This window comes from Caulobacter sp. GW821-FHT10A10, from assembly GCF_059415745.1.
The window spans coordinates 73,543-97,987 of sequence record NZ_JBWKNV010000009.1; the positions used below are offsets into that span (position 1 = coordinate 73,543).

18 protein-coding genes are annotated in these 24,445 nt (G+C 68.4%); 14 read left to right on the top strand and 4 right to left on the bottom strand.

Translation table 11 applies throughout. The annotated features are described in order from the left end of the window. Positions 1–125 precede the first annotated feature (125 nt). A complete protein-coding gene (locus AC07NS_RS22335; RefSeq protein WP_494606812.1) occupies positions 126–1,088 on the bottom strand; it encodes a LysR family transcriptional regulator in 963 nt (320 codons plus the stop codon). A 282-nt stretch (positions 1,089–1,370) separates the two neighbouring features. Between AC07NS_RS22335 and AC07NS_RS22340 the strand changes: the two genes are divergently transcribed. From AC07NS_RS22340 to AC07NS_RS22350, 3 genes are all read left to right on the top strand, one after another. Next, complete coding sequence (locus tag AC07NS_RS22340) at positions 1,371–3,701, top strand: TonB-dependent receptor (RefSeq protein WP_494606814.1); 2,331 nt, start codon at positions 1,371–1,373, stop codon at positions 3,699–3,701. Between the two features lie 96 nt (positions 3,702–3,797). Continuing rightward, positions 3,798–5,009, top strand: coding sequence for an MFS transporter (locus AC07NS_RS22345; protein ID WP_494606816.1), 1,212 nt, complete (start codon positions 3,798–3,800; stop codon positions 5,007–5,009). Positions 5,010–5,149: 140 nt separating this feature from the next. Next, complete coding sequence (locus AC07NS_RS22350) at positions 5,150–5,653, top strand: flavin reductase family protein (protein WP_494606818.1); 504 nt, start codon at positions 5,150–5,152, stop codon at positions 5,651–5,653. A gap of 19 nt (positions 5,654–5,672) precedes the next feature. Here the strand turns inward: AC07NS_RS22350 and AC07NS_RS22355 are convergent, their stop codons facing one another. After that, a complete protein-coding gene (locus tag AC07NS_RS22355) occupies positions 5,673–6,857 on the bottom strand; it encodes an FAD-dependent oxidoreductase (protein ID WP_494606819.1) in 1,185 nt (394 codons plus the stop codon). A gap of 113 nt (positions 6,858–6,970) precedes the next feature. Between AC07NS_RS22355 and AC07NS_RS22360 the strand changes: the two genes are divergently transcribed. From AC07NS_RS22360 to AC07NS_RS22400, 9 genes are all read left to right on the top strand, one after another. Then, the gene (locus tag AC07NS_RS22360) at positions 6,971–7,576 is read left to right on the top strand and encodes a TetR/AcrR family transcriptional regulator (RefSeq protein WP_494606821.1); all 606 of its coding nucleotides are present in this window, start codon (positions 6,971–6,973) and stop codon (positions 7,574–7,576) included. A gap of 125 nt (positions 7,577–7,701) precedes the next feature. Then, positions 7,702–9,954 carry a TonB-dependent receptor gene (locus tag AC07NS_RS22365; protein WP_494606823.1) on the top strand — a complete coding sequence of 751 codons (2,253 nt, stop codon included), beginning with the start codon at positions 7,702–7,704 and terminating at the stop codon, positions 9,952–9,954. Positions 9,955–9,956: 2 nt separating this feature from the next. Further along, on the top strand, positions 9,957–10,406 hold the full coding sequence (locus AC07NS_RS22370; RefSeq protein ID WP_494606824.1) for a hypothetical protein: 450 nt from the start codon (positions 9,957–9,959) through the stop codon (positions 10,404–10,406). Positions 10,407–10,536: 130 nt separating this feature from the next. Further along, positions 10,537–11,652, top strand: coding sequence for an FAD-dependent oxidoreductase (locus tag AC07NS_RS22375; protein ID WP_494606826.1), 1,116 nt, complete (start codon positions 10,537–10,539; stop codon positions 11,650–11,652). A gap of 36 nt (positions 11,653–11,688) precedes the next feature. Continuing rightward, positions 11,689–12,603: a VOC family protein gene (locus AC07NS_RS22380; protein WP_494606828.1), complete on the top strand. Its 915-nt coding sequence runs from the start codon at positions 11,689–11,691 to the stop codon at positions 12,601–12,603. Positions 12,604–12,612: 9 nt separating this feature from the next. Further along, a complete protein-coding gene (locus AC07NS_RS22385) occupies positions 12,613–13,764 on the top strand; it encodes an alpha/beta hydrolase family protein (RefSeq protein WP_494606830.1) in 1,152 nt (383 codons plus the stop codon). Next, on the top strand, positions 13,761–14,309 hold the full coding sequence (locus tag AC07NS_RS22390) for a cupin domain-containing protein (protein ID WP_494606833.1): 549 nt from the start codon (positions 13,761–13,763) through the stop codon (positions 14,307–14,309). Before AC07NS_RS22385 ends, AC07NS_RS22390 begins: the two co-directional genes overlap by 4 nt. Further along, entirely contained in the window at positions 14,306–15,280 is a 975-nt protein-coding gene (locus AC07NS_RS22395) for a fumarylacetoacetate hydrolase family protein (protein ID WP_494606836.1), read from the top strand. Before AC07NS_RS22390 ends, AC07NS_RS22395 begins: the two co-directional genes overlap by 4 nt. An 84-nt stretch (positions 15,281–15,364) precedes the next feature. Beyond that, on the top strand, positions 15,365–16,276 hold the full coding sequence (locus tag AC07NS_RS22400) for a LysR family transcriptional regulator (RefSeq protein WP_494606837.1): 912 nt from the start codon (positions 15,365–15,367) through the stop codon (positions 16,274–16,276). Between the two features lie 211 nt (positions 16,277–16,487). Here AC07NS_RS22400 and AC07NS_RS22405 read toward each other — a convergent pair whose 3' ends face one another. Beyond that, positions 16,488–19,277 carry a TonB-dependent receptor gene (locus AC07NS_RS22405; protein ID WP_494606839.1) on the bottom strand — a complete coding sequence of 930 codons (2,790 nt, stop codon included), beginning with the start codon at positions 19,275–19,277 and terminating at the stop codon, positions 16,488–16,490. A gap of 336 nt (positions 19,278–19,613) precedes the next feature. Here AC07NS_RS22405 and AC07NS_RS22410 point away from each other — a divergent pair, with 336 nt between their 5' ends. Together AC07NS_RS22410 and AC07NS_RS22415 are read left to right on the top strand one after the other, a co-directional pair. Then, positions 19,614–20,930, top strand: a complete 1,317-nt coding sequence (locus AC07NS_RS22410; RefSeq protein ID WP_494606841.1) for an MFS transporter — start codon at positions 19,614–19,616, stop codon at positions 20,928–20,930. A 3-nt stretch (positions 20,931–20,933) separates the two neighbouring features. Then, positions 20,934–22,784, top strand: a complete 1,851-nt coding sequence (locus tag AC07NS_RS22415; RefSeq protein WP_494606842.1) for a DUF8034 domain-containing protein — start codon at positions 20,934–20,936, stop codon at positions 22,782–22,784. Positions 22,785–22,805: 21 nt separating this feature from the next. On the opposite strand, the gene AC07NS_RS22420 is transcribed toward AC07NS_RS22415, so the two are convergent. Further along, complete coding sequence (locus AC07NS_RS22420) at positions 22,806–24,395, bottom strand: carboxylesterase/lipase family protein (RefSeq protein ID WP_494606844.1); 1,590 nt, start codon at positions 24,393–24,395, stop codon at positions 22,806–22,808. Between the last annotated feature and the right edge of the window lie 50 nt (positions 24,396–24,445).

The window sequence follows — 24,445 nt, forward strand, 5'->3', positions numbered from 1 at the left end:
CGGCGCGAACGCCGGAACGTCGCGCCATCACGGTTCTGGTTGGGCGCCTGGCGCGCAGCCAGGAAGCCGAGCCGTTCTAGGAGGGGGAAAAGCGGGCGCCCCAATGAATAAGGAGCATGCCTCCATCAACCGATTTCATCCGCTGGCGCTGGCGGCATGGCCGCCGCGGCGGCCTTGAGCTGGTCGAGCAGCCAGACCAGCGCCGGTTCGCCGGAGCGGTAGGGCTGCCATTGGGCGACGAAGGTCATGACCGGGGTCGGCGCCGGGATCGGGAAGCAGCGTAGCGGCAGCGTCTCGGCGCTGGCGCGGGCGAAACGGGCGGGCATGGTCACCAGCAGGTCGGTGCCGATGATCACCTGCGGCAGGGCCGACAGGGTGCTGGTGCGGACCGTGACCTTGCGCTGGCGGGCGATCTCGCCGAACGCGACCTCCGCCTGGCCGTTGGTGGCCACGTTCATCCGCTGGGTGGCGACGGGACCCATCGAGGCGTGGGAGGCGTGGTTCAGCGAGAAGAACTGCTCGCGGGTGATGGCGTCGGCCTGGCCGACCACCGAGTTCCCCTCCCAGGCCACGCACAGGAAGGTGTCGGAAAACAGCGGCTCGCGCGGGAAGCGGTCCGAGGCGAAGGCCTCGGCGACGATGGCCACGTCGATGTCCTCGCGGAACAGCAGCTCGACGGGCTCGTAGTTGAACGGCTTGACGATCGTGGTCGCCTGAGGAGCGTCGCGGGCGATCCGGCCGAGCACGTCCTTCATGTAGGTCAGTTCGAGGATGTCGGTCGTCACCAGGCGGAAGGTCTGATCCGAGGTGGCGGGGTCGAAAGCCAGGGTCAGCTTCAGCGCGTCGCGGGCCGTCTGGATCACTTCCTTGACCCGCGGCCGCAGGGCCTGGCCCAGCGTGGTCAGGGTCGTCTCGCCGCCGGAATAGACCACCAACTCGTCGTTGTAGTGCTGGCGAAGCTTCTTCAGGGCCACGCTCATCGCCGGCTGGGTCAGATAGACGGACTTGGCCGCGTCGGTGACGCTACGGGCGTTCAGCACCGCATCGAGCGCAACGAACAGGTTGAGGTTGAACCGGTCCAGATGCATCGACGCTACGCTCCCCAACCCCGGTCGAACCGCCGGGCGGCCCAAGGTTTCCCGGATGCTCGCGCTCCGCAAGCGCCCTTGGCGCCTGCGGGGCCGACACTTCGGTTTATGGCCCCATAAAACCGTTTGATTTGTGCGCGGCGACGACTGCTGAAACCTTCCCCAGCAAGCAGTTGCCGTCCGACGCCGCTTTCAGGGGCGCGGTCGAGCAGCCTGACGATCCCTCCGCCGGGGAGGGACGTCACGCCGAAGGGCGCACCAGCTGCACCAGGGGGAGACACCGTGTCGCTTCGTTCCAGAATACTCGTCTGCACGGCCATGGCCGCCGTGATCGCACCCGCCGTCGCCTACGCCCAGGCCGCAGCGTCCAAGCCGGCTGAGCCCGACGTCATCGGCGAGGTGGTGGTCACCGCCCAGAAGCGGGCTGGCCTGGTGCAGGACATCCCGATCGCCATCTCCACCGCCGATGGCGAGACGCTGCAGCGGGCCGGAGTGAGCAACGTCACCCAGATCAACAAGCTGATGCCCAGCGTCCAGATCCAGGACAACGGCGGCGGCGGGGCCAACCTCTACATCCGCGGCGTCGGCGCGGGGGTGCGCAACGCCTTCGGCGATCCGGCCAACGCCTTCAGTCTCGACGGCGTCTACTTCTCGCGGCCGGTCGGCCCCAGCAACGTGCTGTTCGACGTCCAGCGCATCGAGGTGCTCAAAGGCCCGCAGGGCACGCTCTACGGCCGCAACGCCACGGGCGGGGCGTTCAACGTCATCAGCAATCGCCCCGGCCATGAATTCGGCGGCTACCTCTCGGCGGAACTCGGAAACTACGACCTGCGCGAGTTCAACGGCGCGGTGAACCTGCCCATCGCCGACAAGCTCGCCCTGCGCGCGGCCTTCCGCTCGCTGCGCCGCGACGGTTACGCCGACGACGGCTACGACGACGCCAAGGGCGACTCCTTCCGCGTCAGCGCCCTGTTCGAGCCCAGCGAGACGGTCTCGCTGTTCCTTTCGGCCGACTACGCCACCCAGGGCGGGATGGGCTCGTCCAACGTGCCGGTGGGCGTTGGCGACGTGCGCTCCGGACCGTCCAGTCCGGCCAACGTCGCCCTGGTCCAGAGCATCGTCGCGGCCAGGAACACGGCCGCCGGCCTGATCAGCGCGCCGTTCGGCAAACTTTGCACGGCGGTGTCGACCGCCCAGGGCGTCAGCCCGCTGTGCGCCAATCCCTACGGCGTGCCCGGCGTCGGCAAGGACGGCTATGTCGACAACACCGTCAGCGGCGCGGCGGCGACCCTCGACGTCGACCTGGGCTTCGCCGCCTGGACCACCATCACCGGCTATCGCGGCACCGACGCCGATTCGCGCTTCTATCTTGGTCCCGTGTCCCAGACGGCTGCGTCGAAGGCCGACCAGACCTCGATCGAAAGCCGGCTGGCCTCGAAGGGGGAGGGGGCGCTGGAGTGGCTCGTCGGCGGCTTCTATCTCAAGGAAGACCAGAGCTACCGCGGCTATATCGACTCCAACGACCGCGCGCTCGCCGGGTCCTGCCTGTCGCCGGTCGTCGCCGGGACCTGCACGGCCCTGGTGGTCGCCGTGCAGAACAGTTTCGCGATCGACTGGCCCGACGTCAGCGACGAGACCTGGGCGCTGTTCGGCCAGGCCACCTACGCCTTGACCGGGAACTTTCGTACGACGCTGGGCCTGCGCCACACCAACGAAGACAAGTCCAGCCTCGGCGGCACGGTCACCACCAGCCTGACCACGCCCGGCGGACCGACGACCAGCAGTTACGCCTCCGTCGGTTCGGTCAGCCTGAAGTCGACCGACTACCGCGTGGGCCTGGACTACGACGTCGCCAAGGACTCGCTGCTCTACGCCAATGTCAGCACCGGCACGCACGCCGGCGGCCTCAACAGCGGCACGGCCGGGATCATGCCTTCGACCTATCGGCCCGAGAAACTGACGGCCTATGCGCTGGGCTCGAAGAACCGCTTCTTCGACCGCAAGCTGCTGCTGAACGTCGAGGCCTTCTACTGGGACTACATGGACCTTCAGGTTCAGGGGCTGGGCCTGATCAACACCGGTCCGACGACGACCACGATCGCTCTGCGCACCAACAACGCCGGCAAGGCCTACATCGCCGGAGTCGAGGCCGAGTTCGAGTGGCGCGTCGTGCGCGGCGGCTCGCTCGGCGGCACGGTGCTGTGGACCGACAGCGAGTACGAGCAGTTCGACGTGCCGGGCATCACGGGCTCGACCTCGGCGGCCGGCCTGCGCGTGCTGGGCGTGCCCGAATGGACCGTCAATCTCGCCTATCAGCAGACCTGGGACGTCGCCGGCGGCCAGTTGATCGGCGCGATCCGGACCAAGTTCCAGGGCGATACCTGGATGTACTACACGCGCGAACCGGCCAACTTCCAGGAGGCCTACGCCCTGACCGACCTCGACCTGACCTGGCGTTCGCCGAAGGGCTGGAGCGTCACGGGCTACGTGCGAAACATCGAGGACAAGGATGTCCTGCTGCAAGGTTACGGGGCGAGCCAGGAAACGGGCCTCGTCTGGGCGCCGTATCAGCCGCCGCGCACCTATGGCGTGATCCTGCGCGCCCAGTTCTAGTCGTCGTGTGATCGTGGCGCGCGGGTCCAGGACGGCCCGCGCGCCTCAGGCTTATCTGGCGTCCGCCGCGAGCAGGCCGTCGCCGAGGGGGATGCAATGGGTACGAGTATCGATTTGAACGCGGGTCGTCGGCCCGGGACCGCCCAGGGCGTGGCCTTGCTGGCCGCCACCGTCCTGCCCATCATGGGCGTGGTGTCGCTGGCGCCGGTGATGCCGCGCCTGCTCGAGGTGTTCGGCGACCAGCCCAACGTCCATATCCTGGTGCCCGTGGCCCTGACCGCGCCGGGCCTCTGCATCGCCCTGCTGTCGCCTCTGGCCGGCGTGCTGCTGGACTGGCTGGGCCGTCGCGCCCTGCTGCTGGCGGGGCTGGGGCTTTATCTGCTCTGCGGTCTGCTGCCGTTCTTCCTGACGACCTTGCCGCAGCTGATCGCCAGCCGGGTCGGCCTGGGCGTGGCCGAAGCGATCATCATGACCGCCACCACGACCCTGATGAGCGACTACTTCACCGACGGCGAGCGCCAGCGGTGGGTGGCCATCCAGGGCGCGCTGGGTTCGCTGGCCGCCTCGGTGCTGTTCATGGCCGGCGGTGCGCTTGGCGCCATCGGCTGGCGCTGGCCCTTCGCGCTCTATGGCCTGGCTCTGCCGATCATGATCGCCGTCGCCGCCGTGATCTGGGAGCCTGGGCGACGGCAGGTGTTGGAGGTTCGTCCCGACGAGGCCAGGACGCCGTTCCCGGGTGGTCCGATGGCCGTGCTCGCCGTGACCACCGTGCTCTGCGCCGTGGTCTTCTATCTGGCGGTGATCCAACTGGGCCTGGTGCTTCAGAACCTCGGGGTGACCTCGCCGGCGACCATCGGCCTGGTGACGGCGGTGGGGAGCCTCGGCGTGCCGGTCGGCGCCTTCGTCTATAGCCGCCTGACCCGCTGGTCCCTGGGCGGGCTGCTCGCCCTCGCCCTGGCCTGTACGGGCGCCGGTCTGGTGGGGCTCGGCTTTTCCAAAAGCGTGCCGGCGGTCTTCGCTTCGACGGCGCTCAACCAGTTCGGCTGCGGGATCCTGCTGCCGACCCTGATCCTCTGGGCCATGAACACCGCGTCGCTGCGTTGGCGGGGAAGGGTGATCGGCCTGTGGAACGGGTCCTTCTTCATCGGCCAGTTCCTGAGCCCGCTCAGCGCCGCTCTGATCGCCAAGAGCCTGGGCCTGCCGACGACCCTGGCGCTGTTCGGCGGGGCGACCGTCCTGGGCGGGGCGCTGGCCCTGGGTCTGGGCCGGCGGACCGTGATGACCACGGCTCATCCCAAGCCGGTCTGATCCGGAAACATCGGATCTGGCGAGCGGCGGCGTCCTGGTCGGGGCGTCGCCATTTTCGTTTATGCGGTCATCAAGCCTTTGAATTGGCCAGCAAAAAGTCGGTGGGTTCTAAGGAGGGCGAGCTTTGGAGACCGCCTTTCGTGACCATCGATCCCGACCGTTTCAAGCAGGGCATGCGCCAGCTGGGCGCCAGCGTCTGCGTCATCACCACCCGCCAGTCCGACGGCGCGCGGGTGGGCTTCACCGCCACGGCCGTGTGCTCGCTGTCGGCCGAGCCGGCGCTGGTGCTGTGCTGCGCCAACCTCTCCAGTCGGTCGCTCGGCGTGATCCGCCGGACCGGCCTCTTCGCTATCAACGTGCTGGCCGAAAAGGACGAGCGGGTGGCCCGCCAGATGGCGAGCGGCAAGCCCGAGGAGCGCTTTGCGCTGGGGAACTGGGGACGCCTCGCGACTGGGGCTCCGGTCCTCGGCTCGGCGTTGGCCAGTTTCGATTGTCAGCTGGACCAGGTGGTCGAGGCAGGCACCCACGCGATCCTGATCGGCGCGGTGCGCGATCTGGCGGTCTCGGCCTGCGCAGCCGCGCCGCTGCTCTATCATGACGGCCGGTACGGGGCGTTCGCGGCGGCGAAAGCGACGGCGGCCTGAGCCGCCGTCGTCGCCTGCCTCAATCCTCGATCTCGGCGAGCTGGGCGCAGATGTGGCCCGGCATCGCGTCGCCGACCATCCGCTGCAGGAAACCGGTGTGGTCGAACACCAGGTCGCGCACCGGGCGGAGCGGGGCGGGCAGGTGATGGAACATCCGGCCCACGTGATAGGCCTGCTGGCTGACCTCGGCGGTGTGCGGCTTGCGGCGATCCTCGTAGGCCTGGAGCGCGCGCCTGACCGCCGTGGTGTCGGTCATATCGACGGCCGCCAGCTCCCGCGCCAGGAAATAGCCGTCCTCGATCGACATGCCCGCGCCGTAGGCGGCATAGGGCGAGGTCGGGTGGGCGGCGTCGCCGACCAGGGTCGCGCGGCCTTTCGACCATTGCGCCAGCGGCGGGCGGTCGCGAATTTCCCAGCGTTGCAGGTTCTCGCGCGGCGAGGCGGCGATCAGTTCCCGGACCAGGGGAGGGAACGCCTTGGCGCGCGCCTCGCAGAAGCCGTGCAGGTCGGTCGGGATCGGCACGTCGAGGTCGAAAGCCTCAAGCACCCACCATTCGAAACCCCAGCGGCCTTCGTGCCTGATGGGCGTGTAGCTGACCTGGGTCGTCCGATTGTGCGCGATGACGCCTTCGCCGCCAGCGCCGCGCTCGTCGAACAGCCAGCCGCCGACCAGATGCAGTCTTTGGCGGCGGATCGGCTCCTCGCCCCACAGAGTCTTGCGGACGAGGGAGTTGATCCCGTCTGCGCCGACCACGACGTCGGCTATGACCGCGGTTCCATCGTCGAGCGTCAGTCGAGCCCCGTCGCCGACGTCCTCCAGTGCGGTGACGCCGCGACCCAGGCGCAGCACGCCATCGGGCAGGGCGGCCAGCATGCGGTCGTATAGCGCCCGCCGCAGCAGGCCGATGAACCCGCCGCCGTATTCGCGAACCACCTCGTCGGGCAGGCGCACCTCGGCGCGGACCTTGCCGGCGGCGTTGCGGAAGGTGACCCGGCAGGGCGCGCCCAGGTCCTCGGTGTCGACGCCGATCAGCTTCAGCACCTTCTGTGGCGGCGGCCACAGATTGAGGATGTTGCCGGCCGCGCGCACCTCGCCCGCTCGTTCGTAGATCTCGACTTCGAAGCCCACGCGAATGGCGGCCAGGGCGGCGGCCATGCCGCCTGGTCCCGCGCCCACGATCACGATCCGTCCTTTGCGACCCATGACGTTCCTCCTGCTTGTGCTAAGACTCTTGTAAGCGGTGCTTAGTAAGCGTTGCTTACTTTCTCCGGCGGCCGTTGTCACCAGCTTCGGCGGCGAAGAGGCGTGGAGGGGCGATGGCGTCGAAGTCGAACAATCACCGCGAGGACTTGCGGGGCGAGTTGCTGGCCGCCGCCAAGGCGGTGCTGGCCGAGCAGGGCCACGAGGCGATCTCGATCCGCAGCTTGGCGACAGCGGTCGGCGTCTCGTCGGGTGCGCCCTACAAGCACTTTCCGGACCGGCGGGCCTTGCTGGCCGCCCTGGCTCTCGAAGGGTTCGACGCCTTGCTGCGGGCGGCGCGCGAGGCGACGGCGGGGACGGCGTCGCCCACGGAGGTCTTGACGGCCGTGGCCTTCGGGTTCCTGGCGTTCTGCGACGCCGAGCCGAACATGGCGGCCCTGATGTACGACAGCGAACTGACTCGCCCGGTCGATCCTCGCCTCCAACCGGCCTATCAGGCCGCGTTCGCCATGCTGGTGGGCGCGGTTGAGGCCGCGACGGGCTCCAAGGATCAGCAGGCGGTGGTGGGGCGGACGATCGCCTTCTGGTCGACGCTGTTCGGCCTGGCCCGGCTTTCACGCAATCAACTGCTGGACCCTTTCCAGCCCGATCCGCCCGTCGATTGGCGCGGCCTGGTCGTGGAGGAGGCCGTGGCCTCGGTGCTGCGAGGTCGGCCCGCCTAGCGCTGAGCCATCAGCCCGATGGATGGGCGGCCATCAAAACAAGCGATTTCCGCTATGGCGCGCCTGCCCTGACGATACCTGCCGAAACGTCGCCCTCGAGAGCGGCGTCAAACGGGAGGCTGAAAATGAAAGCTTGGCTTTTGGCCACGGCGGCGAGCGCGTGTGCGCTGGGCGCCACGACGGTGCAGGCGCAGGAGGCGGCGCCGTCGGTCGCGCTGGAAGAGGTGGTTGTCACCGCCCAGCGACGCGAGGAGAACCTGCAGAAGGCCGCCGTGGCCGTCAGCGCCGTCGCCGGCGACACCCTGACCAAGGCCAGCGTCACCCAGGCTACCGACCTGACGCGGCTGATCCCGTCGGTGCAGATCGCGCCGGCCGCCTCGTTCACCCAGATCTATCTGCGCGGGGTGGGGACCTTCGGCGCCAACGCCTTCGCAGAGCAGGGCGTGGCCTTCAATCTCGACGGCGTCTACCTGTCGCGCCCCGCCGCGCCCGCCGGCCTGTTCTATGACCTGGAGCGGATCGAGGTGCTGAAGGGCCCGCAGGGCACGCTCTATGGTCGCAACGCCACCGGCGGCGCGGTCAACGTCATCACCGCCAAGCCCAAGCTGGGCTCCACCAGCGGCCAGGTCTCGGCCGAATACGGCAACTACGACGCGGTGAAGGCCTCGGGCGCGGTGAACCTGCCGCTCGGTCAGGACGCGGCGCTACGCATCGCCGGGCAGGTCGCCAAGCACGACGGCTATTTCAGCGACGGCTATGACGACGAGGACACCAAGGCCGTGCGCGCCCAACTGCGCTACGATCCGGCCGGCGGCTTCGACGCGACGTTTTCGCTCGACTACGCCGACGTCGGCGGCATGGGGTCGGGCGGCACGATCATGCCGCTGGTCGGCGGCGACGCCCGGCTGGGGCCCAGCGACCCGCGGGTGATCGCGGCCTATACGGCGCGCAATCCGACCGCGCCGGTTCCGCAGCTGATCGCCAAGAACGACGGCTATCAGAACAACAAATTCTACGGCGCGACGGCGACCATCAACGCCGACCTCGGTTTCGCCCAGCTGACGGTGATCCCGGCTTGGCGCAAGACCGATCTCGACTTCCGCAGCTATGCGTCGAGCTTCCTGATCGACGTGGTCGAGGCGTCCGAGCAGGCGTCTCTGGAAGCCCGCCTGGCCGGCAAGACCGAGCGCCTGACCTGGGTGGTCGGGGCCTACGGCTTCTCGGAGGACGTCGATGCCGACCAGCTGTTCGACCAGGCCAGCAACGCCTCGTACATTCGCTCGAAGCTGAAGACCAAGAGCGTGGCGGTGTTCGGCCAGGCCTCGTGGTCGCTGACCGACCGCTTGCGGGCCACCGGCGGCCTGCGCTGGACCAAGGACGAGAAGCAGCAGGACAGCTACGCCGAAAGCCGGCCGTTCGTCGGCTTCACTCCGACCATGGCGCCGATCATCCTGGTGGTGCCGACCAACGCCAAGACCGACGTCAGCTTCGACAAGGCCACCTGGAAGGCGGGTCTGGACTACGACCTGGCCGAGCGCTCGCTGCTCTATGCGTCGGTGGCCACTGGCTACAAGTCGGGCGTGCTGTTCGCCGCCAGCGGCCAGAACTGGTCGCAGCCCGAGGAACTGACGGCCTATACGGCGGGGGTCAAGAACCGCTTCCTCGACAACCGGCTGCAGCTGAACGTCGAGGGCTTCTACTGGGATTACAAGGACCAGCAGATCTCGCACCTGGGCGCGATCCTGGCGGCGACGACGCCGGCGGGCAACATCTATGCGCCGCTCTTCAAGACCGAGAACGCCGGCAAGGCGACGATCTATGGCGCGGAGATGGAGCTGCTGTTCCAGGCGACGTCGAAGGACCTGATCTCGGCCAACCTGCAGTACCTGCACGCCCAGTACGACGAGCTGCGCTACCAGGCCTATTCGACCACGGGGCCGGCCCCGTCGGTGGGGTGCGCCGTGACCTTGACCAACCTGACGGGCGCCAGCGCGGCGGCGAAGATCTACGACGTCGACTGCTCGGGCAAGCCGGTGGTCAACGCGCCCAGGTGGGTGCTGAATCTGGGCTGGGAGCACAGCTTCCCGCTGGCCAGCGGGGCGAAGGTGATCCTGGGCGCCGACACCCGGCTGGAAAGCTCGCGCTACCTGTCGGTCGATTTCCTGGAGGCGGGTCGGCAGGGCGCCTACGCCATGTCGAACGCCCGTCTGACCTACGAGGCGGTCGATGGGCGCTGGTCGCTGACCGGCTACGTCAACAACATCGAGGACGAGGTGGTGTTCGCCAACTCGCTGCAGAGCCCGGCCAAGGCGGGGGTGATCTACAACCAGGTGCGTCCGCCCCGGACCTATGGCCTGCGCCTGTCGGCGAGGTTCTGACGATGAGCGGCCTGTCGCGGTTCCTGGCGATCGAGGCCGGAGTGAGCGCCGCCATCAACGGGGCGCTGAGCGCGGGCTTCGCGGCGCTGCTGTTCTCGGGGCGGGGAAGCATCCCCGCTTTCGGGAACGGCGGTTTCGCGCCCGACTTTCCGGTCCAGACCTTCATGGTAGCGCTGATGAGCGTGACGGTTCCATCGTTGATCGCCAGGGCGCGTCTGCGTTCCGGCGGATTGGCCGGAGCCGTGGCGGCGCCGGCCGGTCCGCTCTGGCGGCGCGCGCTGGCAACGGCGCTGGCGGCGGCGGTCGGGCTGGGCGGGGCGGCGATGCTGCTGAGCCTGGTGGTTCCGCCGCTGGCCTTCCCGACGCTGCTGGGGATCAAGGTCGCCTATGGCGCGGCCCTGGCGGCGCTGGTCACGCCCTGGGCCCTGAGCCGGGTCGTCGTGTCCGTGTGACCGGATGTTGACCCATCCATGAGGTCGATGGGTCAGGATCAAAACAATGCATTTTTCGAATGACCGTCGGCCCGACTAGGGTCGAAGGCAATCAAGGTTCGCGGCTCGACCCGCGGCAAGGGAGGCGCGTTTGGAACAGGCCAGGATCCTGATCATCGGCGGCGGTATCGGCGGCCTGACCTCGGCCATAGCGCTGCGTTCTAAGGGCTTCGACGTCGAGGTGATCGAGCGTGACCCGTCATGGACCGTCTACGGCGTCGGCATCATCCAGCAGTCCAACGTCGTGCGCGCCGTGGCCCAGCTGGGCATTCTCGACGACTATCTGGACGCCGGTTTCGGCTACGACCACGTCGAGGTCTACCTGCCTGACGGTCGCATGGTCGCCAGGATCCCCACGCCGAAGCTCGCCGACGGCTATCCGGCCAATGTCGGCATCGGCCGGCCGGCCCTGCACAAGGTGCTGGGTGACCGGGCCAAGGCGGCCGGCGCGACGATCCGCCTGGGCGTGACCGCCGAGCGGCTGGACGACGACGGGCAGGGCGTAAACGCGACCTTCTCCGACGGTTCGAGCGGGCGCTACGACCTCGTGATTGGCGCCGACGGCCTCTATTCGACCACCCGCAAGGCGCTGTTCCCGGACGCCCCTGCGCCCGAGCCCACTGGCCAGTCGGTGTGGCGCTACAATTTCGACCGCCCCGACGACGTGGTCAGCCTGCAGGCCTACGAAGGGCCGACGGGCGTCGGGCTGGTGCCGCTGTCGGAGCGGCGGATGTACATGTACGTCACAACGCCTGAGCCGGCCGGCAAGCGCTTCGAGCGCGAGGGTCTGGCGGCGGCGATGCGCGAGCGCCTGGCCAAGGCCCCGCCGCGGATCGCGCAGCTTTCCAGTCAGATCACCGACGACGACGAGGTCGTCTACAAGCCGCTGGAGTGGCTGTTCGTCGAGGGCGACTGGAGCATGGGCCGGATCGTGCTGATCGGCGACGCCGTCCACTCCACCACCCCGCACCTGGGCCAAGGCGCCGGCATGGCCATCGAGGACTCGCTGGTGCTGGCCGAGGAACTGGCCGCCGCCGACACGCCGCAGGCCGCCTTCGCCGCCTTCGAGGCCCGCCGCAAGGACCGCTGCCGCTACATCGTCGAGCGGTCGCGCGCGATCTGCGAGGCCCAGCTGGGCAAGGGGCCGCCGGCCGACACCGCCACCGAGTCCCGTAAGATGTTCGAGGTCACCGCGCAGCCGATCTGAGGATCGCGCCCCGCCGTCTTTCAAGGAGAACCGCCCATGGCCCGCGTCAGCGACGTGCGCTTCATCGCCTACGCCGTCCCCGACCTGGAGCGCGAACGGCGCTTCTATGTCGACACCTGGGGCCTGATCGAGGTCGCCCCAAAGGAAGGGGAAAAGTCGGACGGGGCGGTTTACTTCGCCGCGCCGGGCTCGCCGGAGAAGTTCGTGGTGCGTTTGCGCCAGGCTGAGGTTCGCTCGGTCGAGCTGATGGGCTGGGCGGCCGAAAGCCGAGCGGAGGTCGACGCCCTGCACGCGCACTTGGTCGACATCGGCGCCAAGGTCATCTCGGCGCCGGCCGAACTGACGGGCCTGGGCGGCGGCTACGGCTTCCGGGTCTTCGACCTCGACGGTCACGCCCTGGAGATTTCGGCCGAGGTGGAGCAGGGGCCTTCGCGCGCCCTGACCCGCAACGAGGCCGTGCCCGCCAAGATCAGCCACATCGTGCTGCACACTCCCAAGGTGACCGCCGCCGTCGAATGGTACGAACAGGCGCTGGGTTTCAAGGTCTCCGACTGGCTCGGCGACTTCATGTGCTTCCTGCGCTGCAACAGCTGGCACCATCGCCTGGCCTTCGTGCCGGGGCCGCCGGCCCTGAACCACGTGGCATACGATGTGCCCAGCGTGGATGCGATGATGCGCGGCGTGGCCAAGCTGCGCACCGCCGAGCACGACGTGGTCTGGGGGCCGGGCCGCCACACGGCCGGCGACAACACCTTCTCCTACTTCATCACGCCCGGTCAGTTCGTGGTCGAATACACCTCCGAGCTGGTCGAGGTGGACGAGGCCTGGACGGCGACCGTGCACAAGCCTTCGCTCGAGATCATGGACCAGTGGGGCTACGGCGTGGGCGGTCCCAAGGACATGCCGGCCCCGATCCCCGACGCCCTGCTGTGGCGCGCCCCGGCCTTCTGAGGACTTCCCATGTTCGAGTACTTCAAGAACTACGTCTGGAACCTGTCGGTCGACATCGCCATCGAGAGCGGCGCCCAGATCGGCGAGATCGACGAGATGTGCCGGCCGATGCGCGACGCGGTCGATCGCGGCGACGACGCCGGCACCGGCGAATTCCTCAAGCACTGGGTGGCCATGGCCGACAAGCTGTCGGAGCTGGCGGCCGAGGACGAGGCGCAGGGCCGCAACTTCAGCGCCGGGACCAAGCTGCAGCGCGCCAGCCTCTACTACGTGACCGCCGAGCGCATGCAGGGCCACGGCCATCCGGGCCGCCAGGAGACCTACGCCAAGGCGCGCGCGGCCTTCGACCGCGCCATGGCCCTGGGCCGCGAGAACGCCGAGCGGGTCGAGATCCCCTACGAGGGCGGCGTGATCGCCGGCGTGTTCGTCAAGGCGGCGGGGGAGGGGCCTTCGCCGGTGGTGATCTACGTGAACGGGCTCGATAGCAACAAGGAGCTGCTCTACTGGAGCGGCCTGCCGGCGGCGCTGCTGCGGCGCGGGGTCTCGACCCTGTGCATCGACCAGCCGGGCTCGGGCGAGGCCCTGCGCCTGCACGGTCTGCCCGCCACCCACGAGAGCGAGAAGTGGGCCAGCAAGGTCGTCGACTATCTGGAGACCCGGGCCGACGTCGATCGGGTGCGCATCGGCATGACCGGCATCTCGCTGGGCGGCTACTACACTCCGCGAGCGGTGGCCATGGAGCCGCGCCTGGCCCTGGGCGTCGTCTGGGGCGCCAACCACGACTGGGCCCAGGTGCAGCAGAAGCGCCTGGCGCGCGAGGGCGAGAACCCCGTGCCGCACTATTGGGCGCACGTGCAATGGGTGTTCGGCGCCAAGGACATGGACGACTTCCTGGAGAAGTCGAAGGGCATGACCCTGGACGGCGTGGTCGAGAAGATCGCCGTGCCCTTCCTGGTCACCCACGGCGAACGTGATCGCCAGATCGGCCTGGAATACGCCCATCGCACCTACGACCAGCTGACCAGCAGCCCCAAGCGCGCACTGAAGATCTTCACCGACCGCGAGGGCGGGGTCGAGCATGTCGGCGTCGACAACATGAGCTTCGGCCGAGACTTCATCGCCGACTGGATCGCCGAAACCTTCGGGGAGCAAACCGCATGAGCGTCCGTTCTATCCGCCGCGTCGTCACAGGGCACGACGCCCAGGGCCGCGCCATCATCCAGTCCGACGGCGCGACCGACCGGGTCTATGACAAGCTGGGCCAGGAGGGCCTGGTGTTCCACGAGATCTGGAACACCCAGGAGACCCCGGCCCGCATCGACCGGGCCGGCGGCCAGCCGCCGGAAGAGCGTCTGACCCTGGCCCCGCCCAAGGGCGGGGCGCGCATCCGCGTGCTCGACATCCCGCCGGACAAGCCCGACGACAAGCTGGACGCGGTGTTCGACAACATCGCCGCCAGCGACAACTTCAAGGGCGAGACCAGCGACCGCCACGCCAGCTTCCACCGCACCGAAACGGTCGACTACGGCATCGTGCTTGAGGGCGAACTCGTGCTGATCATGGATGTGGGCGAGACCACGGTGCGGGCCGGCGACATCGTCGTGCAGCGCGGCACCAACCACGGCTGGGCCAACCGCAGCGGCAGGAACTGCCGCATCGCCTTCATCTTGATCGACGGAACCTACGAAGACGGGCTGGAGGCATGAAGCTCGCCACCCTCGACAACGGAACCCGCGACGGCTGGCTGGTGGTGGTGTCGCGCGACCTGCGCACTGCAGTCTCGGCCGGCAAGGCCTTGCCGACCCTGCAGGCGGCCCTGGAAAGCTGGGCCGCCGCGAAGGACGGGCTGGAGACGCTGTACGCCGCGCTGAACGCCGGCCGGGCGGTGGGGGCCTTTCCGTTCGATCCCAAGCAGGCCATGGCTCCGCTGCCGCGCGCCTATCAGTGGCTGGACGCCTCGGCCTTCCCCAGTCACGGGGCGCTGATGTCGAAGGCGTTCGGGATCCCGCACCCGGAGACCGACCGGCCGCTGATGTACCAGGGGCTGTCGCACCGGTTCCTGGGGCCGCACGAAGCCGCGCGTTTCCCCAGCGCGGCCGACGGGATCGACTTCGAGGGCGAGTTCGGGGTGATCACCGACGACGTGCCGATGGGCGTCTCGCCCGAGGCGGCGATGGGGCACGTCAAGCTGCTGGTGCAGATCAACGACTGGTCGCTGCGGGCCATCGCGCCGGTGGAGATGAAAACCGGCTTCGGCTGGATCCGCGCCAAGCCGGCCTGCGCGATGGCGCCGGTGGCCGTCACGCCCGACGAGCTGGGCGAGGCCTGGGCCGACGGCCGGGTGAACCTGCGGCTGGCCGTCGACTGGAACGGCGAGCGGTTCGGCAACGCGCACGGCGGGGCCATGGAGGTGGGCTTCCACGACCTCGTCGCCCACGCCGCCTCGACCCGCGACCTCTGCGCCGGCACCATCCTCGGCTCGGGCACGGTGGCCAACTTCGATCATGCAGAGGTCGGCTCCAGCTGCATCGCCGAGCGGCGCGGATCCGAGATCGTCGAGCATGGCGCGCCGCTCACGCCGTTCATGGCGTTCGGCGACCGCGTTCGGATGGAGGCCGCGGGCATCGACGGCGGGCCGCTGTTCGGGGTGATCGACCAGAAGGCGGTGCAGGGATGATGTCGACGGCGTTTATGCTTTGATGCCTAATCCATCCTTTGCGTTGATGGGCCGTCGCCGGCGCAGATCGGCGCGGAGGAAACCGTGCGCTTCAAGAACCTCGACCTGAACCTGCTGGTGCTGCTTTCGTCGCTGCTGGCGACGCGCAGCGTGTCGGAGAGCGGCCGGCGGCTGCATCTGAGCCAGCCGGCTGTCAGCGCCGGCCTGGCGCGGCTGCGCGCCTACTTCAACGATCCGTTGTTTGTCGGCGCCGGCCGGGGCATGGCGCCGACGGCCTTCGTCCAAAGCCTGGCGCCGATCGTCGCGCGAGCCATGGCCGAGATCGAGATGCTGGCTGGGGCGAAGGCTGAGTTCGATCCCCTGACCTCCGAGCGCGCCTTCCACATCGGCGCGTCGGACTACCTGTCCCTGGTCGCCATCGCGCCCTTGCTGCCGCGCCTGCGGTCCATGGCTCCCGGCGTCACGATCCACACCTTTCCGGCCTCCGAACAGATGTTGCAGGGCGTCGAGACGGGGGAGCTGGACTTCATCATCACGCCCGAGGAATTCCTGTCGGCCGACCATCCTTCATTCCTGTTCTTCGAGGAACGGCACGTGGTCGTAGGCTGGGCTGAAAACCCGATCTTCGCCGAGGGGATCGACGAGCACGGCTTCTTCGAGGCAGGACATGTGGTCGTCGAGATCGGTGGCGGTCGCCGGCGAGCCTTTGCTGAACGACAGCTGGGCCAGATGCCGCATCCGCGCCGGATCGAGGTGACCGCCAACTCGTTCGCCGTCGTGCCCTGGATGCTGGTCGGAACCCACCGGCTGGCGGTTATGCACGAACGGCTGGCTCGGCTTTGCCAGAAGGCGTTGCCGCTCACGATCGCGCCGCTGCCGTTCGAGTTTCCGCTGATGCGCCAGATGGTCCAACTGCACCGTTCGCGGCAAGCCGATCCCGGAGTTGGATGGCTGCTCGGAGCGCTGAAGGACGCCGTTCTGACCTCCGGTCCGTAAAACTTCCGCTCCGTTTTGTCCGACGACGGGCGCCAACTCATGACTACCGCTACGGGGCTGCCTGAGTTCGCCGGTGTATCTGACCTGGTCGGGGTGAAGCTTCGGCCGAGGCCTTCGCGAGCGCTGCCTTCCTTCCCGAAAAGAAAGCCCGCGCCGCCCTGGAAGGAGAGCGACGCGGGCTGCCTAGGCGCCGGGGGGAGGTAGGTCGCGCCTAGAAGTTGTACCGCAGGCCAACCAGGAACTGGCGGCCGCTGTGGGTGTAGACGTTCAGTCGGTTGCTATCGCCGACGTACTGGTCGTTGAACTCGTCGGTCAGGTTCACGCCTTCGAGCGAGAGCTTGAGGTTGTCGCGGATGTTCCAGCTGGCCTGGAGGTCGACGTTGAGGGTCTCGTTGGTGCCCTGGACGGTGTTGCCGTCGCTGCCGGGCACCTGGGTCAGGTAGCCGTCGCGATAGGCCAGCGAGCCGCGCACGCTCCACTTCGGGGTCTCGTAATAGAGGGTCAGGTTGGCGGCGTTCTTCGACAGCCCCACCAGGGTGGCGTTGACGGTCGGGGCGCCGGGCGTGGTCGAGGTCAGGTACTCGATCTGGGAGTCGACATAGGTGTAGTTGGCCACCACGCCGAAGTGCCGCCAGAAGCCGGGCAGGAAGGTGAAGGGTTGCTGGAGATTGATCTCGAAGCCCTTCAGGTCGCCGCCGTCGCTGTTCACCGGCTGGGTGACCTGGAACACTTCCGAAGACGTCGCGCCGGTCCCGGTGAGCAGCGAGTCCGGCAGTCCCAGGGTGTTGTAGACGGCCTCGCGGCGCAGGGTGGCCACGAAGGTGTCGATGCGCTTGTAGAACAGGCCCACCGCCAGCATCGCCCCCTGCGAGGGGTACCATTCCAGCGAGAAGTCCAGATTGTCCGACTTGGTCGGGGTCAGGTACGGGTTGCCCGAGCTGTAGGTGCGGTTGGCGCCCTGCACGGCCACGTCGCCGCCGGGCGACAGCGAGCCGATGCCCGGGCGGGCGATGGTCTGGGCGGCGCTGACCCGGGCCACGATGGTGTCGCTGACGTCGGCGGCCAGGTTGAACGAGGGCAGGGTCAGGTCGTAGTCGCGCTTGACCTCGACGCGCTGGATCGCGCCGCTGACCGCCGCGTAGCCGGCCGACTCCTGCTGGGTGTGCACCCGCCGCACGCCGGCGTCGCCGCGGAACGGCAGGCCGAAGGCGTTGAACTTGAACTCGGCCTGGACGTAGGCGCCGGTGTCCTGCTCCTCGACCGCGCCGTACTGACCGCGGGCGCTGCTGTTGTTGGTGTCGGTCAGGGCGTAGATGCCGCTGTTGCTGTAGATGTTCAGCAGGGCGGCGTACTTGTCGATGTCGGGCACGAGCCAGCTGGTGAAGTTGCCGGCCGGCAGGTCCATGTTGCGGCCAAAGCCGCTGAACACCTTCGAAACCGAGGCCAGCTGCGCCGGCGTCAGCGTCTGGACCACGGTCTCGCTGGTCCGGTACTGGCCGTAGCTGTCGTACTCGAACTTGCGCCAGTCGACGCCGGCCTTGAGGCGAAGATTGTCGTTGAGGTCCCACTCGCCATAGACCTTGGCGGTCGAGAACTGGTTCTCGACGAACTGCGGGCGGATGCGCACCTCCGAGGTGCCGTTGGTCGAGGCCCAGCTGGTCGGGTCGGTCGGATCGAAGCCCAGCAGGATCTGCGGGGCGCGGCCCTTGCGGAAGTCGTAGACGTAGTTCTGGCTGTTGGCCCGGTCGAAGGTGACGATGGTCGAGACCGGCTGGGTGAAGGTCGAGTCCGAATAGCCGGCCAAGCCGCCGATCCGCAGGCGCTCGTTGAAGTCGTGCGTGGCCGACAGCGTGAACTGCTTGAACTCGGTGTTCAGCTCGTCATAGGCCGACTGGGTGCGCAGATCGACATTGTCCATCCGGGCGTAGACCAGGTTGCCGTTCTCGACGACGCCGTCGCGGATGATGGTCTGCGGCTTGCCGGTGTTGGCCCGCGACAGGCCAATCGCCTGTAGCTGGGCCTCCTTCCGGGTGCCGGCCAGGTAGGCGTAGAGGGCGTCGAGCGTGACCTGGGTGTCGGAGGTCGGCTTGTACTGCAGCGAGCCGGCCACGCCGAGGCGCTTGGACTCGATGTCGTAGCTGACATAGGCCGGAATGCGCGGGGCGAAGAGGTTGGCGCTGTTGATCTGGGCCAGGGTGTAGCCAGGCACGGTCGAGGCGCTGTTGAAACCGCCGTTGCTGGCGCCGGTGGCCCAGCGGGTGATGTTGGCGCCTTCCTCCTTCAGGTGGCGCTCCTCGTAGGCGACCGAGATCAGGGCGCCGACCTTGCCGTCGAAGAAAGTGTTGCTGGCCAGGACCGAGACGCGGGGCGTCGTCTTTTCCGACAGGTCGTTGTAGCTGGCGCCGGCTGACAGCACGAGCTGGGGCTTGCGGCTGTCGAAGGCGCGGGCCGTGGTCAGGTCGACCGTGGCCCCCAGGGAGCCTTCCTCGACGTCGGCCGAGGCGGTCTTGCGCACGGCGATGCTGTTGAAGAGATCCGAGGCGAAGACGTTGAAGTCGAAACCTCGGCCGCGGTTGGTGCCGCCGCTGTTGGCCGTGCCGCCGGTGGTGGAGATGGCCTCCATGCCGTTGATGCGCACGCGGGTGTATTCCGAGCCCAGGCCCCGCACGGTGATCTGGCGGCCTTCGCCGTTGATGCGCGAGATCGACACGCCCGGGATGCGCTGCAGCGACTCGGCCAGGTTCAGGTCGGGGAACTGGGCGATGTCCTCGGCCTTGATGGCGTCGACCACGCCGCTTTCGTTGCGCTTGAGATTGATGGCGCTCTGCAGGCTGGCGCGGAAGCCGGTGACGACGATGGCCTCGACCTCGTCGGAGGCCGGCTGGGCCGGAGCCGGGACGGGGGCGTCCTGGGCGGCGGCGTGAGCGGCGGCCAGAAGCGTGAAGGCCGAAGCGCTGGCGCCGAGCACGGCGCGAAGGCGCGGATTCCTGTTGGACGTCATGGTCCCTCCCGATGCCCGTCTTCGCGGGTCGCTTTGGGGAGCGGCGGACCGCTCCTTCGTTGGCTGAACCATCGGACGGGTTCGAGCAGAGGGCCAATCCCAATCGGGTATGAACCTATGCGCGTTCGGCACAGATCGGCGGGGTTCCCCAAGGGCGCTCGGCGAGGCCAGTGCGGCCGGCCCGTTGATTTCCTTGGGTTTCGATGCGTAGCGCGGTTCGATCCATGTCGCTCGTGGATCGGTCCATAGGCGAATTGACTTAGACCTGCGCCGCGACGCCCTCTAGCCTTCCCTGAACGATGCCGACGACAGATCGGCGACCCAGGGAGAGCGTCCATGACCGAATCCACCAGGCGCACGCGCGTGCGCTGGCTGATCATCGCGACGCTCTTCATCATCACGACGATCAACTACGCCGACCGCGCCACCTTCTCGATCGCCGGCCAGTCGGCGTCGAAGGAGCTGGGTCTCGACGCCGTGGCCATGGGCTACATCATGTCGGCCTTCGCCTGGGCCTACGTCTTGGGCCAGATCCCCGGCGGGGCGCTGCTGGACCGGTTCGGCTCGAAGAAGATCTACACCGCCGCCCTCGTGCTCTGGTCTTTCTTCACCCTGCTGCAGGGCTTCGCCGGGATCTTCACCGGCTTCGCGGCCGCCGCGGCCCTGTTCGCCATGCGCTTCCTGGTCGGGCTGGCGGAGTCGCCGTCCTTCCCGGCCAACGCCCGCATCGTCGCCGCCTGGTTCCCGGGCTCCGAGCGCGGCACGGCCTCGGCGATCTTCAACTCGGCCCAGTACTTCTCGCTGGTCGCCTTCGCCCCGCTGATGGGCTGGCTGGCCCACAGTTTCGGCTGGCGCTCGGTGTTTCTGGTCATGGGCGCGGTCGGCATCGTCGCGGCCTTCTTCTTCGTCAAGCTGATCCACAGCCCGGTCGAGCATCCGGCGATCAACAAGGCCGAGTTCGACTACATCGAGGCCGGCGGCGGCCTGGTGCGGATGGAGGACAGGACCGCCAGCGCCGGCGCGGCCTTCACCTGGGCCAACGTCAAGCAGGTGCTGACCAGCCGCATGCTGCTAGGCGTCTATATCGGTCAGTACTGCATCAACGTGCTGACCTACTTCTTCGTCACCTGGTTTCCGATCTACCTGGTCAAGGCGCGCGGGCTGTCGATCCTTCAGGCCGGGTTCACCGCCGCCCTGCCGGCCCTCTGCGGCTTCGCCGGCGGCCTGCTGGGCGGGATGATCTCGGACCACCTGCTCAAGCGCACCGGCAATCTCGACGTCGCCCGCAAGACGCCCCTGCTGCTGGGGATGATCCTCGCCACCTGCATCGTCATCTGCAACTACGTCGAGCAGGAGTGGCTGGTTATCGTGATCATGGCCGCGGCCTTCTTCGGCAAGGGCGTGGCGTCGCTGGGCTGGGCGGTGGTGTCGGACACCTCGCCCAAGGAGATGGCCGGCGTCACCGGCGGGGTGTTCAACACTTTCGGCAATGCGGCCGGCATCGTGACCCCGATCGTCATCGGCTACATCGTCCAGGCCACCGGCTCGTTCGACGGCGCCTTGATCTTCGTCGGCACCCACTGCCTGATCGCCGTGCTGGCCTACTTCCTGATCGTCGGCAAGATCCAGCGCCTGCAACTGAAGGCGGCCTGATCGATGCTCTCACGACGCCATGTCCTGGCCGGCGCCTCGGCCCTCGCCTTCGTCGGCCCTGCCCAAGCCGCCGTCGCTTCCCCGGCCGCGCTCGAGGTCGCGACCCCGATGGCCGCGCCCGAATGGGCCCTGCTGCAACGCGAACTGCTGAAGGCCAACGAAGAGGCCTGCGAGGCCTTCTTCGCCCGCTATTTCGACGATCGCGGCTACCTGCTGGCCTTCGAGCGCTGGGGCGCCAACGACGGCCCGGACGACGCCATCGAGAACGTCAACGACTGGCCGACCCTGCACGCCCTGGGCGCCGGCGACCGGGTGCAGGAGCTGGCCCAGAAGGCCTTCGAGGGCAATGTCCGCCAATATACGGCGGCCAGGACCAAGGACGTGCCGTTCGCCCGCGAGGGCATGTACTACAAGGAATTTCCGGTCATGAGCGACTGGCAGCACCTCTCCGAGGGGCTGTCGGTGTTCAATCTGCTGGGGCTGTCGGCGCCTAATGATCCGCGCTTCCGCGCGCGGGCCAGGCGGTTCTCGGACTTCTACACCGGCGCGGACCCGACCACCCCGAACTATGATCGGAAGCTCAACATCATCCGCAGCATGATCACCGGCAGCCGGGGTCCAATGCTGCGCCAGGCCACGCCGCTGGACTGGGCGGGCGATCCCTTCGACGTGACGCACTTCTACATGGAGCACGGCGAGCGCTCCTATGAGGAGACCCTGCGCCACTACGACGAATACGGCGACGTGGTCGGGGACAGCCCGCTGAACCTGCAGGCCACCAGCCTGGTGATGAACGCCTACATGCTCGACCACGAGCCTCGGTATCGCGACTGGATCCTGACCTATGTCGACGGCTGGATCGCGCGGGCGCGGGCCAATGGCGACGTCATTCCCAGCAAGGTCGGCCTCGATGGCAGGACCGGCGGGCCCAAAGGCCAGTGGTGGAGCGGCGTCTATGGCTGGGGCTTCAGCCCCGTCGTGCCCCAGACCGGCAAGCGCGAGGACCGCAACCGCACGCCCCGCGCCGTCGTCGGCTTCATGAACGCCTATCTGCTGACCGGCGATGACAAATATCTCGACGTCTGGCGCCGGCAGACCGACGTCATCAACGCCCAGAAGAAGGTGGTGGACGGTAAGGTCTCGACCCCGCGCATGCATGGTCCCCAGGGCTGGTATTCCTATGCGCCGGGCGAGCACCAGCTGAACGGGCTGGAGATCTGGTACCTGTCGATGAAGGCGTCCGACCGCGCCCGCGCGGCGGCCCATCCCTGGCTCGACTGGCTGGACGGCAAGGACCCTTCGTTTCCCGCCAAGACCCTGCGCACCGACCTCGAGCGGGTGCGCGCTCGCGCCCAGGCCCGACAGGACGACAAGTCCACCCCCGACACCCGCCTGGCCGACGCGACGCTCGACATCAACCCGGCCAGCGTCACGGCCCTGATCCACCTGATGGAGGGCGGAATCCACATCGCCCGGCCGCCCTGGTCGAAGACCTCGCCGGCCCAGGGTGGGGCGCTGCACTATGTCCGCCTGCGCTACTTCGATCCCGACCGCCGCCGAGCCGGCGTTCCCGAGGACGTGGCCGCCCTGGTGGAGAGGCTGACCGATGACGAGACGGTGGTCACCCTGGTGAACCTGAACCAGGTCGCCGGCCGCCGCGTCACCGTGCAGGGCGGCGCCTATGGCGAGCACCAGATCGTCAGCGCCTCGATCGGCGACGCCGCCGCGGCGCCGGTCGAAGCCTCGGCCTTCACCGTGCGGCTGGCGCCGGGCGCCGGGGCGCGCCTGACCCTGAAGATGCGCCGGCACGTGAACGCTCCGACGCTGAGCTTTCCGTGGGACCGCAAGGCCTGACCCCGCCCGAAGGAGGGGGCGCTATGTCCCTTCCTTCATGAACGGGGCGACGGCGAAGATCTCCCGCTCCTCGCGGCGGGGATCGTCGATCATCGCCGAGGTCTCATTGATCACCAGGGTCGCCCGCTTGGGCAGAGTGTAGGGCGCCCAGGCCGGGATCGCCGCGCAGTTGGGATCGCCCGTCCGCGCGAAGGCTGCGAAGGCGGCGCTCATCTGGTCTCGCACCTTGATCGCCGCCGGCCCCGTTCCGGTCATCGACCCCCCGGCGTCCAGCGTGCCGAAGACCAGCGCGATGTCGTAGCTGTGGTAGGCGCCCATCTTCGGGTCGGTCTGGGCGCCGAAGTCCAGCTGGTACATCCAGGCTGGCGCCCCGATCCTGGCCCGCTGCTCGGCCTGCACCAGGTGGCCCGGCCATGAGCGCCCGGCCGTGGTGATGGCGAAGAACAGGTCCGAGGGGCTGGCGGCCGGATAGAGCGCCCGATAGCGGCCGACCAGATATTCGGGCGACATGTCGAGCACCAGCTCGTTCTCCAGTCTGCCCGGCAGCTCGTCCCAGGTCAGGGCGAAGTTCTTGGGATCGCCGCCGAGGAAGGCCTTGGTCTCGTCGTGGGTGTTGCCGATGATCATCGGGATGTGGCCGCTCTCGCGCGGCGCGTCCGGATAGAACGGATGGCGCGGCAGGACGCCGTGATCCAGCACCGACCAGAAGACGATGGATCCCTTGCGCTCCAGTGGATCGCGCATCTTCAGCGCCTCGACCAACTGGCCGGCGGGCAGGGTCTTGAGCTTGTCGGTTTCGTCCGGCCTCAGGCCCAGCTTCTCCATGAAGGCGCGGGCGCGGATGGTGGCGTGGATCGGCCCCATGGCGGTGACGTGCTGGCCGCTCATGGTCGCGACCTTGTGGTAGAGGCCCGCCGCCCGCGGCATGGCCATCAGGGTGACGCACTTGGCCCCGCCGCCCGACTGGCCGAAGGTCATGACGTTGCCGGGATCACCGCCGAAGCCGCCGATGTTGTCGCGCACCCACTCAAGGGCCAGGATCAGGTCCAGATTGCCGACATTGCCGCTTTCGGCCAGCTCCGCTCCGCCAAGTCGCGCCAGATAGGCGTAGCCGAAGGCGTTGAGGCGATGGTTCACCGTCACCACGACGACGTCGTAGGTCCTGGCCAGCCAGGTCCCGTCATAGAGCGGGCTGGAGCCCGAGCCGTTGGCGTGGGCGCCGCCGTGGACATAGACCATCACCGGCCGCTTGCGTCCGTCGGCCAGGCCCGGGGTCCAGACGTTGAGGAACAGGCAGTCCTCCGAAGTCGGCTCGTCGGCCTTCAACTGCGGCGAGGCCGGACCGTAGGCCAGGGCGTCGGTGATCCCCTTCCAGGGCTGGGCCGCCAGCGCCGGCTGGAAGCGGCGCGGCGCGGTGTCGGCGCCGTAGCGCACGCCCTTGAACACCTTGATCCCGTCGACATCTACGCCGCGCACCCGCCCGGCCGAGGTGGTCGCCACCGGCGCCGCGCGGCCGGCGACGTTGACCTTCAGGGGAACGGCCAGGGACGCAGCCAATGGGGCGGCAAGCGCGGCGGCGGCGCCCAGCACGGCGCGGCGGTCGAGGGTCATGGGTCTTCTCCCGTCTTTTGTCATTGGGCCGAGCGCCCGCGACGGGAAGG